The sequence below is a fragment of the Serratia sp. Z4 genome (genome assembly GCF_009900725.1).
Taxonomy (GTDB): Bacteria; Pseudomonadota; Gammaproteobacteria; order Enterobacterales; family Enterobacteriaceae; genus Serratia; species Serratia nematodiphila.
Genome location: NZ_JAAABD010000001.1, coordinates 1 through 15813, shown reverse-complemented (window position 1 = coordinate 15813; position 15813 = coordinate 1). Strand labels below are relative to the sequence as shown.

The window sequence follows — 15813 nt, the reverse complement described above, 5'->3', positions numbered from 1 at the left end:
TTTCCCTGAACGTGATGACATGAACAGCACTGAAATTAGCCCAGCCGCCGCGCACAATCCAGTATAAAGATATCGCCGCGCCTTTCCGTCAGGCCGCTATGTTCAAACGATCGATAAAGATGTATTTTATATACATCATATAAATCACTTTGTTTGCCCAGCCAGAGGAGCCCCCTATGGAGCAGCAGCTGCTTTGTTATAAAACCCTGCCGGAATGGAACAGTGACACACTGCCGGAAGCCTTTCGCCAGCGCCACAACACCCAGAGCGGCACCTGGGCGAAGCTCACCGTGCTGAGCGGCAACCTGACGTTCGCCATGATGACCGAAGACGGCGCTACCACCGAGACCTGGCAGTTTAGCCCCGAAAGCCAGCCGCCGTTTATCGAACCGCAGCAGTGGCATCGCATCGTTTCCTTCTCGGACGACATGACCTGCCGGCTGGCGTTCTACTGCACGCCGGAAGATTACTACCACAAGAAATACGAACTGACGCGCACCCACTCCGAAGTGATCGAGGCGGCGGCGCGCATCGCACCGGGCAAGGCGCTGGATCTGGGCTGCGGCGGCGGCCGCAATTCGCTCTATCTCAATCTGAAAGGTTTCGACGTCACCGCCTGGGACAAGCACGCGCCGTCGATAGCTCGCCTCAATCAGATCATCGACGCCGAGCAGCTGACCCGCCTGAGCGCCGGGGTGCAGGATCTCAATACTCACCGCTTCAGCGGCGAGTACGACTTCATCCTGTCCACCGTGGTGTTGATGTTCCTCGAGCGCCAGCAGATCCCGCATATCGTGCAAAACATGCAGGACAGCACCGTGCCCGGCGGCCATAATCTGATCGTGGCGGCGATGGATACCGAAGATTATCCCTGCCCGCTGCCGTTCCCGTTCACCTTCAAGCCGGGCGAGCTGAAGCACTATTACCGCGACTGGCAGATCCTCAAATACAACGAGGACGTCGGCCAACTGCACAAGACCGACGCCGCCGGCAACCGCATCTCGCTGCGCTTCGCCACCCTGCTGGCGCGCAAGCTATAACGCGTCGTGAAAGATCACCCCTAGCGTGTGGCGTTGGCCGGTGCGTATCCGGCTGACGCCGTGGCGCAGATTGACCCGATAGTAGCCTCTCGCCCCCGCCACCGGCCGATGATGCACCGCGAACACCACCGCGTCGCCCTGCTGCAAGGGCACCACCTCCGGCCGGCTCTGCATCCGCGGCCGCTGCTCGGTCAGCACAAACTCGCCGCCGGTGAAATCCCGTTCAGGGGCGGAGAGCAAAAACGCTACCTGCAGCGGAAACACCCGTTCGCCGTACAGATCCTGATGCAGGCAGTTGTAATCCCCCTCCGTGTAACGCAACAGCAGCGGCGTTGGCCGCCGCTGGCCGGCCTGATGGCATTCAGTCAGGTAGGCCTCGTGTTCGGCGGGATAACGCGCCGCCAGACCCAGCATGGCGTTCCAGCGATTGGCCAACGGCGCCAACCGCGCGTACAGCAGGCCGCGCACTTCGGCCACCGGGGGCGGTAACGGATACGCAAAATACTGGTACTCGCCGCGACCAAAACCGTGCCGCGCCATGACAATGCGGCTGCGGAAGTGCTCGCCATGCGGATAAAGCGCCGCCAATTGCCGGCACAGCTCGACGCTGAGCACGCCCGGCAGGCGCGCGCCCCCCTGCGCATCAAGTTCGCGTTCGATCGCCGCCCAGTCCAATTCGGCCAACCGCGCCGCCAGCGCGCCGCTCATCGCTGCGCCTCCTTTTCCAGCAAGGCTTTCTTGCGCTCGACGCCCCAGCGATAACCGGACAAGGCGCCGTCGTTGCGCACCACCCGGTGACAGGGGATTGCCACCGCCAGCACGTTGGCGGCGCAGGCGCCGGCCACCGCGCGCACCGCTTTCGGCGCGCCGATGCGCCGGGCGATATCGGCATAGCTGACGGTTTCGCCGACCGGTATCGCCTGCAGCGCCCGCCAGACCCGCTGTTGAAACGCAGTGCCGCGAATATCCAGCGGCAGCGCCAGCCCGCTCTCCGGCGCTTCGATCAGGCCCACCACCTGCGCCATCAGCGCTTCATACTGCGCGTCACCGCCGATCAGCTCGGCGTTGGGGAATTTATCCTGCAGATCCTGCACCAGCTGCTGCGCATCGTCCCCCAGCAGAATGGCGCAAATGCCCACCTCGCTCTGCGCCGCCAGGATATCGCCCAGCGAACAGCGCCCGACGGCGAAATGGATGCGCATGCCTTTGCCACCCGCCCGGTAGGCCTTCGGCGTCATGCCCAGCGCGGCGTTGGCTTGCTGGTAGAAGCGGCCGTTGGCGCCATAGCCGGCGTCGAAGATCGCGTCGGTCACCGTCTCCTGCTGCGAAAGACCGGTGCGCAAGCGCTGGCTACGCTGCGCGTCGGCGTAGCCTTTCGGCGTCAGGCCGGTGATCGCTTTGAACAGCCGGTGGAAATGGTATTGGCTCAACCCGACGTGGCGCGCCAGCATCTGCAGCGACGGCGCTTTCTCCGCCCGTTCGATATAGCGGCAGGCCTCGGCTATCTGCCGCGCATGCTGCTCTGTCAACGGCGTCAGCCCCTGGCGGCAGCGTTTGCAGGGCCGATAACCCGCCGCCTCCGCCTGTTCCGCATCGTCGAACAGCTCCACGTTTTGCCGATTCGGCTGGCGTGACGGGCAGGAAGGCGAGCAATACACGCCGGTGGTTTTCACCGCGTAGATAAAGCGGCCGTCGGCGTGCTTGTCGCGGCTGACGATCGCCAGCCAGCGCGGATCGGCGCTGTCGATTACGTTTTTCATCATCCGTTCCTCACTGCGGTTTCGATGTTAACCAGCATAGTGACGGGCCGTTGGCGAAACACGCCGACTCTTGCTTTTTAATTCGACGCCGACGTTTTCAACAATGTTTCGACAATTTTTAACCAACAACATGAAGTTTATTACGTTGCCAACCCGCTTGCACGGCGTTAGGATCGCGGCCGGCCACGGGCGTGGCCAGTGTTTTTGCCTGTTAGTTGCGCGCATGGAGAGGTTATTGTGTTAGAGAGTTTTGGCGTCCTGAATTTATGGACCTATTTGGCCGGGGTGGTCTTCATCATCATTCTGCCGGGGCCGAATACGCTGTACGTGCTGAAAACCGGCATATCGCGCGGCGTGCGCGCCGGCTACACCGCGGCGCTGGGCGTGTTTATCGGCGATGCGATCCTGATCTTCTGCGCCTATATCGGCGTGGCGTCGCTGATCCGCACCACGCCGTTCCTGTTTACCCTGGTGCGTTTTCTCGGCGCGATTTACCTGCTGTTCCTCGGCGCAAAAATCCTCTACGCCACCTTCGTGCAGAAGGCACAGGCGCAACAGCAGCAAATTGAAGGCGGCCACAGCATTCTGCGCAAGTCGCTGACGCTGAGCCTGACCAACCCGAAAGCCATTCTGTTTTACGTGTCGTTCTTCGTGCAGTTCATCGACTTCAACTACGCGCACACCGGGCTGTCGTTCACCATTCTGGCGCTGATCCTCGAAGCCGTCAGCTTTATCTACATGAGCACGCTGATCTTCTCCGGCGCGATGCTGGCGCATTTCTTCAACCACAAGAAAGGCCTGGCGAAGCTCGGCAACGGCCTGATCGGCCTGCTGTTCCTCGGTTTCGCCACCCGTCTGGCGACCCTGAGCTCGTGATCCCTCCCGGCCGGCGCCCGCCGGCCGCGGTTTACTCTCCCGTCACGGCAAAATGACACGCAGGACAAACCGAATGTCAGGCAGACCAAAGCCGCCGCTTTCCCACTGATCTAGACTTGCAGGGTTAACGATAACCTGATGAGCCTGATCGGAGGATGTATGTCTGACAATACCGTAGCCGTGCTGGATAGCGTGTCGCGTTTTCTCGATCGTCAGCATGGGCTGTATATCGACGGCCAGTGGCGCGCGTCCGCCGCGGAAGGCCGCCTGGCGGTGTACAACCCCGCCAATGGGCAGCAGATCGCCACCACCGCCGACGCCAATGAACACGACGTCGCGCTGGCGGTGCAGTCCGCCCACAAAGCCTTCAGCGAAGGCGTCTGGGCGCAGCGTCTGCCGGTAGAGCGTGAACGCATCCTGCTGCGCTTCGCCGATCTGGTGGAGCAGCACGCCGAAGAGTTGGCGCAGCTCGAAACCCTTGAGCAGGGCAAATCCATCAACATCGCCCGCGCCTTCGAAGTCGGCAGCACCCTGAACTGGATGCGCTACACCGCCGGGCTGGCGACCAAAATCACCGGCCAGACGCTGGATGTCTCCATTCCGATGCCACCGGGCGCCAAATATCAGGTTTATACCCGCAAAGAGCCGATCGGCGTGGTCGCCGGCATCGTGCCCTGGAACTTCCCGCTGATGATCGGCATGTGGAAAGTGATGCCAGCGCTGGCCGCGGGTTGCTCCATCGTCATCAAGCCGTCGGAAACCACCCCGCTCACCCTGCTGCGCATCGCCGAACTGGCGAGCGAAGCCGGCGTACCGCCGGGCGCATTCAACGTGGTCACCGGCCGCGGCACCGTGTGCGGCAAGGCGCTGACCGAACATCCGCTGATCGCCAAAGTCAGCTTTACCGGCTCCACGCCGGTGGGCAAAAGCATCGCGCGCGCGGCGGCGGATCGCCTGACCCGCGTGACGCTGGAGCTGGGCGGCAAAAACCCGGCCATCGTGCTGAAAGATGCCGATCCGCAGCAGGTGATCGAAGGCCTGATGCTCGGCAGCTTCCTCAACCAGGGGCAGGTGTGTGCCGCCAGCTCGCGAATCTATATCGAAGCGCCGATTTATGATCGGTTGGTGGCCGGATTCGAACAGGCGGTGAAATCGCTGTCGGTCGGGCCGGGGATGGATACCGGCGCGCAAATCAACCCGTTGGTATCGCTCGCGCACCGCAACAAGGTGGCGGCCTACCTGGACGACGCCCGGGCGAAAAACGCCGAGCTTATCGGCGGCGCGGCCGGGCCGGACGCCAACGGCTTCTACATTCCGCCGACCCTGGTGATCAACCCGGACGATCGGCTGAACCTGACGCGCGAAGAAGTGTTCGGCCCGGTGGTCAACCTGATCCGGGTGGCGAGCGCCGAAGAAGCGCTGAGCAAGGCCAACGACACCGACTTCGGGCTGACCGCCAGCCTGTGGACCACCAGCCTGCAGCAGGCGATGGCGCTGACGCCGCGCATTCAGGCCGGCACCGTGTGGGTCAACACCCATACGCTGATCGACCCGAACATGCCGTTCGGCGGGTTCAAACAGTCGGGCAGCGGCCGTGATTTCGGCCCGGATTGGCTGGATGCCTACACCGAAACCAAATCGGTCTGCATCCGCTATTGAGTGAAGCGGCGCGGGCCTGGCCCGCGCCCTGACTTACTGATACTGCCGACGGTACTCGCTCGGCGACATGCCGAAACGCTGCTTGAAAGCGGTCGAGAAATGGCTGTGATCGGCAAAACCCCAGTCGAGGCCGACTCCGGCCAGCTTTTCTTGCCCGGCGGCGCTGCGCAGCGCCTGCGCGCACAGATCCAGCCTGCGGTTCCTGATGTACTGGGCCACCACCAGCCCCTGGCGGGCGAACAGCCGATACAGACTGCGCAGCGACACCCCCAACTCGGCCGCCACCCACTCAGGGCGCAGCTGCGCCGACTGAATATGCCTGTCGATCAACGCCAGCGCCTTGTCGAAGACCGGTTGCTGCCCCTCCGGACGCGCCTGTTCGAGCGCCAACGCCGGGCGCAGCAGCGCCGCCAGCGCATTCAGCACCGCCTCGCTTTCCGCCGCGGCGAGCTGAGGATCCTGCATGCTGCTCAGCACCAGCTGGCGGCTGAGGCGCACCGCGCTGAGCTCGGCCCCGAGACGCTGCGCACCAGGCGGCGGCAGGCAGCCGCGCGGCAGTAGCAAAGAGATTTGGCGCGAATCGCGCTGGAAGGTGAAGCTGCTGGGCCGTGAGGCATCGATCAGCGTCATGTCGCCGGGGGAGAGCAGCGTTTGGCGATCGCCCTGCTCCATCAACGCACTGCCGCGCAACTGGATGACGGTGAAAAAGTGCGCGCCGTCGCTGCGGGCGATCTCACGCGGCGTGCGGTACAACCGGGCCTGAGACACGTCGACCACGCTCAGGCGCAGGGCATGGGCGCGAAACTCCTGCATCGCCCCGCGAAAGCCGGGCCCCAACGTTTTCGCGCAGAATCGGCCGCAGGCGGTGTTGATTTTCCCCAGCCACTCTTCGAAGCCGACGTCCCGGAGCGTTGCCAATGCCGTCATGATCTCTCCCTTCAAACAACAGCGGTGCTGCGCCGTTGAACAGAAAAACACCATAACAATCCGTTAACACACAATCAATGGCGAACGGGGGATTTGGCGCCGCGATCACAGATCACCGGGCGCCGGGGAAGCATCGCCTTAAGGCTGCGTGTCCAACAGATGGCGCACCACCGCCGCGTACTCTTTGGCGTAACCTTCGACGCTGGTGCTGGCCATGCCGGCATTATCTATCTTGTATTTACCTGCCACGTAGAACGACGGGGTGCCGCGCACCTCGAACGCTTTCACCGCTTCATTCTGCTTGGCGATCAACCCTTTGACCAGCAGGCTGTGGCGCGCGTTTTCATAGGTGGCGGCATCGATGCCGGCCGCCGTGAACACCCGCTGAATATCGTCGGCGCCGTTGACGGCGCGCTGTTTCTGCACCGCGTCAAACATCGCCCCTTCAATCTTGTCTTCCACGCCCAGCACCGTCGCCACCGCCCAGGCCTCGGTCAGCTCATTGCCCAGCTTGCCCATCAGGCTGACGTGATATTTGGTGACTTTCTCGCCGGCGGGCAGCGCCTGCGCGACGGTGCTGCCTACGCGGTAGGTTTCGGCGAACTGATAGCAAGGGCCGCAGTAGAAGGAGAAAAATTCCACCACCGCCGGCGCGGCGGCCACCGGCTTATCCAGCCGGGTATATTGCTCGCCCGCACGGTAATCCGCGGCCTGCACTGCGGGCAGCGCCAACATCAATACGACGGCGGCGGCGAACGAACGCTTAACTTTTGCCAACATAAACACTCCTGGTTTCATCTATGAACATCGTCCTTAGCGGCGGTTTTTATAATCAAATAACCGCCAGAAGACCAGTTTTTATTACCTTCTATTTGTGAGGGATTAAGTCAGCGCCCTTCGTAGCCGTCCCAATAGGCGCCTACCGCTTCCTGCGACAGCACCTGGCGGCGTTTAGGATTGTCGGTGCTGCTGTAGGCGCGATTGATGAAAATGGTTTTGTGTTGCATGTTCTGCTGGAATTCCGCGCTGGCCAGGTAGTCGGCCTTTTTCTGCGCTTCGCTGCGCGCCACGCCCGCCGCGCGATCCTTTTTCCCCTGCTGATAGAACTGTTCGAACATCGGCACGGCGTTTTTAATGCTGCCGTTCACATCGGTGCGGAATTGCGGATCGAAGTCGTCGCGGGTTTGATAAACGTAGTGTTTGGCATGCTGCTCTGCGCTGCTGAGGGAGTGAGTGCAGGCGCTGAGCGCCAACAGCGGCAACAGCAGCGCCGCGCTTTTCAGTCTTTTCATGTCGTCTGTCCCTGTCAGTGAGGAAGGTTCCTTTAGCGCCAAGAGCATAGCGCCAGCCCCCGGTGAACGTCAAACGACAAAAATACGCATCACTTTGTTTTATATTAATATTATATACATTGATTGGTATTCATTGCCTGAAACACTATGCTTTAACAGAACAGGGTAAACACTCACCGACAGCGAGGCGGCCAATGAAACCGATCGACAAAAGCGTGGGGGAGTACGACCTCACGGCGGAAAAAAAAGCGGGCATGATCACCGGCACCATCCGCGGTGAACTGCCGGACAGCGACGCGAATCTGCCGCTGCTGCCCTTCTCCGGCACCTTCGCCGGCCCGAGCGTGGCCGAAGCCATCGCCGATATTCAGCAGCAGTTCCCCGACATCGAACCGGCGATTATCGACGATTTGCGCGAGGAACTGCTGAAGGCCGGGTTCTAAGCCGGATCTCGGTGCCGCACGAACGGACTGTAGACCGGCGCGCCGGGCTTCAGCGCCAGATCGGCGTCAAAATCTTCATTACGGTTGAACGGCACCGCCGGCCAGGCGGCAAGGTCGCTTAAGCCAGCCCGATACGCCTGCGTCACCTGCGCCAACGCGGCGTTTTGCGCCTGCCGCTCCTCGCCCGCCAGCCCGCCGCGCACGCCATAGACCAGGAACGGCTCCAGCACGCTAAAGCCGATATAGTGCAGCGCATGCATGATCGGCCACAGCATCAGCCGCATGTCGCCGTCGCGCCCGTCCGGCGCGCAGGCCTGTGCGGAAGCGCCGGCGGTGACGGTCAGCAGCGCCCGCTTGCCGCGCATCACGCCGTTCTCATGGCGGTGGCGGCTGTCGTAGATCCCGCCGTAAACGAACACCCGATCCATCCAGCCCTTGATGATGGCCGGCGCGCCGAACCACCAGAAAGGGAACTGCAGCACCAGCGTATCCGCCCAGCTCAGCAGCTCGATATGCCGCCGGATCTCCGCCGGCAGCGCCTGGATCGTCCAGTGATGGCGCTGCTCCTGCATCGCATCGAACCGGTCCGCCTGCTTTCTGCTGGGGTAGTGGCCGGCGCCCTCGCGCGGATCAAACCCCTCCTGATACAGATCGACCGTTTTCACCTGATGCCCCTGCGCCAGCCAGGCCTGCCGCGCCTGTTCGGCCAAATGGGCATTGAAAGAATGCGGCTCGGGGTGAGCCAGCACAATCAGCACGTTCATCCTGTTTCTCCCGTTGTAAGGTGGTGCTGTTATGCTGTGGCTTTATCGCCCTCTTGGCAATTACGCACCTGAAGGTAACCCCCAATGGCTTATCCCGGCGACGTCTATTCGAGCAAGTGCTCCGCGCGCGATGCGCTGGCGCTGATTTCCGGCAAGTGGGTAATGTTGATCCTGCCCGCGCTGGCGCAGCGGCCGATGCGCAACGGCGAGCTGCTGCGCCGCATCGACGGCATTTCGCAGAAGGTGCTGACGCAAACGCTGCGCCAGCTGGAACGCAACGGGCTGCTCGAGCGGCTGGATTTAAGTGAAAAGAATCAGGCCCATGTGGAATACCGCCTCAGCGCCGTCGCCTGCTCGCTGGTCGAGACGCTGACGGCGCTGGATAAGTGGGCGGAATACCACTTCCCCGAGCTGGACGCCGCCCGCGAACGCTATGATGCAGACCGCAAACGCAAGGCCGATTAAAGCGGTTTGGCCCGCAGCGTCTCGCCGCTGCGCACGAAGTTGCCCGCCCCCAGATGATGAATGGTGTGCAGATCCGCATTGGCGGCGGTGAAGTGCCAGCGCCCCTGTTGGAACACCCGCTCGTCTGCCGCCGCGCTCAGCACCTCGCCGAAACAGGTGTCGTATTTTTCCTGCGCGCCGCTTTCCGGCAGCAAGCGACACTCCAGCCACGCCACGCAGCCCTGTTCGATCAGCGGTACCTGCAGCGCTGCACTCGGCATCGCTGCGATATGGAAACGGGAAAATTTGTCTTCATCCAGCCCGGACACGCTGCCCACCGCGTAGGTGGCGTCGATGAACATCGCCGCCGGCACGCAAATGCCGAATGCGCCGCTCTCCTCGATCATTTGCCGGCTATGCGCCCCTTTGTCCACCACGATGGCGATGCGCGGCGGGCTGAACTCCACCGGCATCGACCAGGCGGCGGCCATCACGTTGCGTTTGGCGCCGTCATGGCTGCGGCTGGTGATCAATACCGTCGGACCGTGATTCAGCAGGCGGCTGGCGTGTTCGAGGGCGACAGGACGAAAGTGGCTCATCGGGAAATCCTTGCGAGTGACTGTTTGCCCAGCAGTGTAGATCTGCGCCGCAATGGCAGGCAACGCGGGGCGCACAGAATGCACCGATGAGGCGCTTGTTCCCCATCTCGCCATCCGTTATCTATAGTTAAATCAATTCGCCGGTAACGGCTCATTCCACCTGAGGATCTTGCCTTGACGTTTTTAAAACACCCTATCGCCGGATTGGCGCTGGCCGGCTGCGGCCTGTTGTCGGCGGGCGGCGCGCTGGCCGCTTCCGATGCACTGGTGTACTGCACCGTCGCCTCGCCGGAATCGTTCAACCCGCAGCTCTCCAGCTCCGGGCCGACCTTTATCGCCACCTCGCAGGTGCTGTACAACCGCCTGGTGACGCTGCGCGAAAGCGATAAAACGCCCGCCCCTTCGCTGGCCACCGAGTGGAGCGTCAGCCCGGACGGCAAGACCTACACCTTCACCCTGCGCCAGGGCGTGAAATTCAACAGCAACAAATACTTCACCCCAACGCGCGACTTCAACGCCGAAGACGTGGTGTTCACCGTGATGCGGCAGAAGGATCCCGCCAACCCGTATCACAAGGTCTCCGGCGGCAACTATGAATACTTCACCGACATGGGTCTGGATAAGCTGATCACCAAGGTGGAAGCGGTGGACGAACACCACGTGCGCTTCACGCTGAGCCAGCCCAACGCCGCCTTCGTCGCCGACTGGGCGATGGATTTCGCCTCGATCCTGTCCGCCGAGTACGCCGACGCGATGCTGAAAAAGGGCACGCCGGAATACGTCGACAACTGGCCGATCGGCACCGGGCCGTTCGCGCTGCAGCAGTACAAGCAGGATTCGCTGATCCGCTACATCGCCAACCCGCACTACTGGCAGGGCGACGTGGCCAGCAAGCACCTGATCTTCTCGATTACGCCGGATCCGCAAACCCGGTTGGCCAAGCTGAAAACCAACGAATGCCAGATCATCCCGGCACCGCTGCCGGAGCAATTCGCCGCCATCAAGGCCGACGACAACCTGCAACTGCACGACATTACCGGGCTGAACGTCGGCTATCTGGCGTTCAACACCCAGAAAAAACCGTTCGACAACCTGCTGGTGCGCCAGGCGCTGAGCTACGCGGTAGACAAGAAAGCGATCGTCGCCGCCGTGTTCAAAGACAGCGGCACCCCGGCCAACTCGCTGCTGCCGCCGGGCATGTTGGGCTACAACGATAAACTGCCGGAGTACGCCTACGATCCGCAGAAGGCGCGCGAACTGCTGAAGCAAGCCGGGCTGGAGCAGGGCTTTGAGACCGACATCTGGTCAATGCCGGTACAGCGCCCCTACAACCCGAACTCGAAGCGCATCGCCGAGATGATTCAGAGCGACTGGGCGAAGGTGGGCGTGAAGGCCAAGATCGTCACCTGGGAGTGGGGCCAGTATCTGGCCGGGCTGCGCAAAGGTGAGCAACAGAGCGCGCTGTACGGCTGGGTGTCCGACAATGGCGATCCGGACAACTTCGCCACCCTGCTCGGCTGCGCCGGCGTGCAGAGCGGCGCCAACGTGGCGCGCTGGTGCGATAAGGATTACGACAAACTGATCCAGCAGGCGATCCAGGAGAACCAGCCGCAGGCGCGCGCCAGGCTGTATCAACAGGCACAGGTGATCTTCGCCAAACAGGCACCGTGGCTGCCGCTGGCCACCGGCAAAGTGTTCTACGCCACCCGCAGCAACCTGAGCGGCTACGTGGTGGACGTGAACGGCAGCGACTTCGCCAAGGCCAAATTGAACTGATCCCGGGCGCCGCAGCGAGGGCTGCGGCGCTACCCGCTTCATCGCTTAATAAGCTGCCAGCCTCTGAACCTACCGCGCATTAACTTCACAACTTACGATGCTAACTGCCTCCCCTGTCGCCAGGCACTTAACCCACTAAATTCATAGCTTAATAAGCGGCGTAACCCCTGGCGTTTTGCCTAAATTGCGCGCACGCGCTTTCCTCCGATGTAACATTTCGTTACCATCGGCACACAGACCCTTTAACATCAAAAGGTAACCCGGTGCAGAACACCTACATGCCGTGGCAAATTCGCCTGCACTGGCTGGTGGCGATCCTGCTGGTCATCACCTGCGTCACCATCGAGCTGCGCGGCTATGCCGAACCGGGCAGCGCCCCCTGGTACGCGCTGGTTGTCACCCACTTCAGCTGCGGCGTAACGGTGTTTGCGCTGATGATCGCCCGTCTGCTCCTGCGCTGGCGCCACCCCTCGCCCGCCATCGCGCCCAAACCGCCGAAGTGGCAAACCGGCCTGGCGCACCTGATGCACGTCCTGATTTACCTGCTGCTGCTGACGCTGCCGGTGCTGGGGGTGTACTCGCGCTATCTGGGCGGCAAGGAGTGGTATCTGTTCGGCCTGTCGATGCCGTTCGCCGACGTGGCCGATCGGCCGCAGGCACGAATGATTATCGGCTGGCACAAAACGCTGGCGTCATTCGGCTACTGGCTGATCGGCCTGCATGCCACCGCCGCGCTGTTCCACCACTATATCGTCAAGGACAATGCGCTGGTGCGCATGCTGCCGCTGATGAAAAAACGCTGAATACCCGGCGCCAGGGATGAATTTTCGGGCCACGCCCACTGACAGGGAATGACATGCAAACCCAATTTTTTAATGTGACCGTCGAACAATGCGCCTGCCAGCAGACGGCGCCCGACAACCTGGTGAGGATCATCGCCTCCGGCCAGACGTTCTTTTTTTACCGCGACGACTTCAGCGACAGCGAAAATCTGCTGGCCAGGCTCGCCGCCGGCGATCGGGTGAAGATCGGTGCCCACCGCCTGCAAGACGGCAGCTACTGGCTGCACTGGCTGCTGCACGGCACGAAAGGCCGGCTGGAGCCTGACAGGACGCTGAAATACAAGCTGAAATACTTCGCCCTGCTGCTGCTGGGCGCGGTGCTGGCCGGCGGTTTCCCGGCGGCCTTTTTCATCATGGACGGGGAAGATTCCTGGCTGACCATCGTCCTGTTCTTTATCGCCATCATCGCCGGCCTTATCGGCATCGGCATAGTGCTGTTCGTCGGTTCGGAGCTCCTGCTGATCGGGCACCGCGGCCGCAGGCGTCTGCTCCGGGCGCTGGATCGCGTGCTGCTGGGGCAAGACGTCACGCCGCCCGGCTCGCTCAGCCTGAAAATCCCCGGCATCAAATACCGGGCCGTCCGCGCAGACGCTGTGCCGGCAACCGCACCGCTGCAGACCGCGCCCCCTCTCCCGGACGGCGTCGAGACCTCCGGCATCGAGACGGTCAACGCCCTGAACTACGAACTCTGCCACTATGAGATCCCGCGGCAGGTGCAGTATTTGGATACGTATGCGTGGCGTCAGAAGGAGACGCACTTCGCGTTGACGACCCGCGCGCTCAATGTCCCCAATACCAAACTGCATCCGGTATTTCGTCGGCAACATCCGCTTTTCATCGCCAAAGGCGATCCGCTGCAGGTGCTGTATTGCGAGAACGACGTCATTCCCGAGTTGCCCAAAGTGCGTGGGATCATCAATCATCGCGATCGCCAAACCTATCTCATCGGCGGCAGCCGCTACTTCACCGAAGCCGGTCTTAACCTGTGCGCGCGCGTTGTCTTCATTTTTGGGGCAATCGTGGCGTGTTTTGTACTCGGCATGATGGTGGTGGATAACGCCGATACCCCGGCCGGCTTTCACCTGGATGCCTGGACCCTGAAGCGTCTCGGCAGCGAATTGCCGCCGATTATTCTGCTGCTGATGCTGATGGTCAGCGGCCTGGCGCTGTTGATCGAGGGGTTCGCCCAGATCTGCCGCCTGTACTCTTTTGACCAGCACCGCACGTTTAAAACGTTTAAATACCTGAGAAATCTGCGCCGCAGTTTATGGCGGCAGGCTCAGGTGACGGAGCTGAAATGATGACGTTAGCGCTTTATAAAAGACCCCTTATTATCCTGACGCTGTTTTTGGCCAGCGCGCTGGGCGTCTATTTGCTCGCCCCTGAGCAACGCTATGCGCAGTGGCAATGGACTCAGGGCGACCAGGCGTTGCCGACGATAGCCCGTTACGATCTCATCCACAGCTACCCGGCGCAGGACGGCGCCCTGCTGCTCACCAGCAAAAGAAGTGAAGACCGCGCGTACAATAGCTTTTACGGCTGGGCGGCCAACTACCTCAGCCAGGTGCTGTTTGCCGGCCCAAAAGGGTTACAGATGCTGGGGGAACTCGACGACTTGATCCATGATGCGGTTTGCGGCGAGCAGGAGTGCGTGCTTTTTCTCTCTAAGGGCCGCAGACTGGTTGATGTGCAACGGGGCACCATCGGGGCGCTGATCCCCTGGCCGGAGGGCGACGACAACCGGCCTTCCTTTGTCGGCGGCAAACTGGTGGCGCAACCGGGAAAACGCGCGCTGTATCTCATCAGCACCGAAGGCGTATTCTACAGCCCGGACTTCGGCGCCCATTGGCGGCAGACGCTGGATCTGTCGGCGCTGCTGGACGCGCGGCAACTGCTGGGCTTTGAGCGCGGCGAGGAGGACTCACCGACGGCTTACGCCTCCGGTAAGCGCAAATCCGTACCCGAGATCTTCACCGCCGTTGATGGCGATCGCGTGCATTTCTGGATGAACCCGGTGCTCGGATCCGGCGCGTTACACATCGCCGTTAACGGTAAAACCGGCGAGGTGATTGAACTGCATTGGCTGCTGGTGCGCGTGGAGGAAAGCGCGCAGGCTCCGGATGGCGGCATCTACCTGATCGCCCAAACGCTGGACAGAGGAGTGTATCAGCTTCTGCGTTATCAATCCGACGGGCAGTTGAAGGTGCTGCTGGAGACCGGCGATAAATCGCTGTATCAGCTCTGGGCGGGCAACGATAAGCTGGTCGCCCAAACGGATAACGGCGATGCCCGTCTTTCGCTGATTTTCGATCTGCGCTCATCCGAAGTGCGCTACCGACAGCCGTTGGAGTACCGCTACAACGGGCGCGACGACGCACGCCAAACCGTGATCGAACCGGAAAGCCACTATGGCGATGACGGGGAGACCCCGGCGCTGCCCTACTTCATTCGCTATCGCTCCACCACGCCGTGAACATAAGGAACTTGCCATGCTGTTAGGTTATGGCGCCGGCGTCGCCGGCCTGCTGGCGCTGTTATTGGCCCTGCTGCTCGCCGGCATCCTGCTCGCCTGGTGGGGCTGGCGATATGCCGCCGCCCGCTGCGGCCGCCCGCGCCCGCCGCTTTCCTGGGGCGGCTATCTGTTGGCCTCGGCGCTGGCGATCTACCCGGTAGCGTTCGCGCTGATGCTGATCGACATTGCCATCCAGGATCTCAAGAGCCAGCGGGCGGAAGAACGCTGGAATCGGCGCAGCTACCTGACGCTCGAGGCGGCCAGGCCGTTCGGCGAAATCACCCTGCCAAAGGGAAGCTGGGTAAACCGGCAGGAGCCGCGCCAGCCCGGCACCGAAGACAGCCCCATCACGATGGACGGTGTAACCGCCGTGCGCTTCCCTCAGCCGCAAAGCGTGGCCGGCGTGCCGATCATCGCTTTTGAGGTTTTACCGCCGGTGATGGAGCTGGCAGATGCGCATACCTTCACCCGTCCAACCGGCCAAAGGGCGCACTGCGAAGCCGGTTGGCTGGTCTCTTTCTCTTTGCCGTCGGATCAGCCGACCCCGCAGTGGGAGGAGTGGCAGGCCGGGCTGCCCGCAGCGGCGTTTCGGCCCAGCGGCTGGCTCTTTAAGGAGTGCTTCTCCGGCAGCCCTATCGCAGTACTGACCTTGCAGCACGGCGAAGTCAGGGTGCTGCCTTAAGCGTTAGACCGTGGCGTAATTTTCAAAAGGCCGTTCCGGCAGATCTCAGTGAAGACAGCACCAACGCTATCCCTTGAAGATCAGTCGGGAGTTGGTCTGATTGCGAAAGCGCAGCTGATCGATACCGATCTGCGAGCGATTCGCCGCTTCACGCGCCGCCAGAATGGTGCCGTGATGCGGCGATTTGCCGCACACCG

17 protein-coding genes and 1 pseudogene are annotated in these 15813 nt (G+C 61.9%); 10 read left to right on the top strand and 8 right to left on the bottom strand.

From position 1 onward, the window contains the following. The first annotated feature begins 176 nt into the window (after positions 1–176). Complete coding sequence (gene tehB, locus GT753_RS00090) at positions 177–1040, top strand: SAM-dependent methyltransferase TehB (RefSeq protein WP_004940615.1); 864 nt, start codon at positions 177–179, stop codon at positions 1038–1040. Here tehB and GT753_RS00085 read toward each other — a convergent pair. Next, positions 1035–1748: a 2OG-Fe(II) oxygenase gene (locus tag GT753_RS00085; RefSeq protein ID WP_160125133.1), complete on the bottom strand. Its 714-nt coding sequence runs from the start codon at positions 1746–1748 to the stop codon at positions 1035–1037. The two genes, tehB and GT753_RS00085, sit on opposite strands and share 6 nt — an antisense overlap. Next, complete coding sequence (gene ada / locus GT753_RS00080; protein ID WP_160125132.1) at positions 1745–2800, bottom strand: bifunctional DNA-binding transcriptional regulator/O6-methylguanine-DNA methyltransferase Ada; 1056 nt, start codon at positions 2798–2800, stop codon at positions 1745–1747. Before ada ends, GT753_RS00085 begins: the two co-directional genes overlap by 4 nt. Before the next feature lie 237 nt (positions 2801–3037). On the opposite strand from ada, the gene leuE reads away from it, so the two are divergent. Together leuE and GT753_RS00070 are read left to right on the top strand one after the other, a co-directional pair. Next, positions 3038–3676 (top strand): leucine efflux protein LeuE, encoded by a 639-nt coding sequence (gene leuE / locus GT753_RS00075; RefSeq protein ID WP_004940625.1) that lies wholly within the window; start codon positions 3038–3040, stop codon positions 3674–3676. 159 nt (positions 3677–3835) lie between these two features. Further along, positions 3836–5335: an aldehyde dehydrogenase family protein gene (locus GT753_RS00070; protein WP_015376781.1), complete on the top strand. Its 1500-nt coding sequence runs from the start codon at positions 3836–3838 to the stop codon at positions 5333–5335. Positions 5336–5368: 33 nt separating this feature from the next. Here GT753_RS00070 and feaR read toward each other — a convergent pair whose 3' ends face one another. The 3 genes from feaR to GT753_RS00055 form a co-directional block, all read right to left on the bottom strand. After that, the gene (feaR, locus tag GT753_RS00065) at positions 5369–6262 is read right to left on the bottom strand and encodes a transcriptional regulator FeaR (protein WP_160125131.1); all 894 of its coding nucleotides are present in this window, start codon (positions 6260–6262) and stop codon (positions 5369–5371) included. A 138-nt stretch (positions 6263–6400) separates the two neighbouring features. Then, positions 6401–7042, bottom strand: coding sequence for a protein disulfide oxidoreductase DsbA (locus GT753_RS00060; protein ID WP_015376779.1), 642 nt, complete (start codon positions 7040–7042; stop codon positions 6401–6403). A gap of 107 nt (positions 7043–7149) precedes the next feature. Next, on the bottom strand, positions 7150–7554 hold the full coding sequence (locus GT753_RS00055; RefSeq protein ID WP_033634055.1) for an Exc2 family lipoprotein: 405 nt from the start codon (positions 7552–7554) through the stop codon (positions 7150–7152). A gap of 194 nt (positions 7555–7748) precedes the next feature. Between GT753_RS00055 and GT753_RS00050 the strand changes: the two genes are divergently transcribed. Next, entirely contained in the window at positions 7749–7997 is a 249-nt protein-coding gene (locus GT753_RS00050) for a hypothetical protein (RefSeq protein ID WP_004940639.1), read from the top strand. Here the strand turns inward: GT753_RS00050 and GT753_RS00045 are convergent. Continuing rightward, positions 7994–8761: an NAD(P)H-dependent oxidoreductase gene (locus GT753_RS00045; RefSeq protein ID WP_085336581.1), complete on the bottom strand. Its 768-nt coding sequence runs from the start codon at positions 8759–8761 to the stop codon at positions 7994–7996. The genes GT753_RS00050 and GT753_RS00045 overlap by 4 nt on opposite strands. Before the next feature lie 84 nt (positions 8762–8845). Here GT753_RS00045 and GT753_RS00040 point away from each other — a divergent pair, with 84 nt between their 5' ends. Further along, on the top strand, positions 8846–9226 hold the full coding sequence (locus GT753_RS00040; RefSeq protein WP_033634059.1) for a helix-turn-helix domain-containing protein: 381 nt from the start codon (positions 8846–8848) through the stop codon (positions 9224–9226). Here the strand turns inward: GT753_RS00040 and GT753_RS00035 are convergent. Then, complete coding sequence (locus GT753_RS00035) at positions 9223–9804, bottom strand: flavin reductase family protein (protein WP_085336582.1); 582 nt, start codon at positions 9802–9804, stop codon at positions 9223–9225. The two genes, GT753_RS00040 and GT753_RS00035, sit on opposite strands and share 4 nt — an antisense overlap. Positions 9805–9978: 174 nt before the next feature. On the opposite strand from GT753_RS00035, the gene GT753_RS00030 reads away from it, so the two are divergent. From GT753_RS00030 to GT753_RS00010, 5 genes are all read left to right on the top strand, one after another. Continuing rightward, positions 9979–11580 carry an ABC transporter substrate-binding protein gene (locus tag GT753_RS00030; RefSeq protein ID WP_103085974.1) on the top strand — a complete coding sequence of 534 codons (1602 nt, stop codon included), beginning with the start codon at positions 9979–9981 and terminating at the stop codon, positions 11578–11580. A gap of 278 nt (positions 11581–11858) precedes the next feature. Then, positions 11859–12383, top strand: coding sequence for a cytochrome b561 (gene cybB / locus GT753_RS00025; RefSeq protein ID WP_160125460.1), 525 nt, complete (start codon positions 11859–11861; stop codon positions 12381–12383). 53 nt (positions 12384–12436) lie between these two features. Next, on the top strand, positions 12437–13723 hold the full coding sequence (locus GT753_RS00020) for a hypothetical protein (protein WP_160125130.1): 1287 nt from the start codon (positions 12437–12439) through the stop codon (positions 13721–13723). Further along, positions 13720–14895, top strand: coding sequence for a hypothetical protein (locus GT753_RS00015; RefSeq protein WP_076740530.1), 1176 nt, complete (start codon positions 13720–13722; stop codon positions 14893–14895). The genes GT753_RS00020 and GT753_RS00015 overlap by 4 nt, the downstream gene beginning before the upstream one ends. A gap of 16 nt (positions 14896–14911) precedes the next feature. Then, on the top strand, positions 14912–15616 hold the full coding sequence (locus GT753_RS00010) for a hypothetical protein (protein ID WP_004940661.1): 705 nt from the start codon (positions 14912–14914) through the stop codon (positions 15614–15616). Between the two features lie 66 nt (positions 15617–15682). Here GT753_RS00010 and GT753_RS00005 read toward each other — a convergent pair. Next, positions 15683–15813, bottom strand: a pseudogene (locus tag GT753_RS00005) (pyrroloquinoline quinone biosynthesis protein PqqE); the annotation flags it as partial.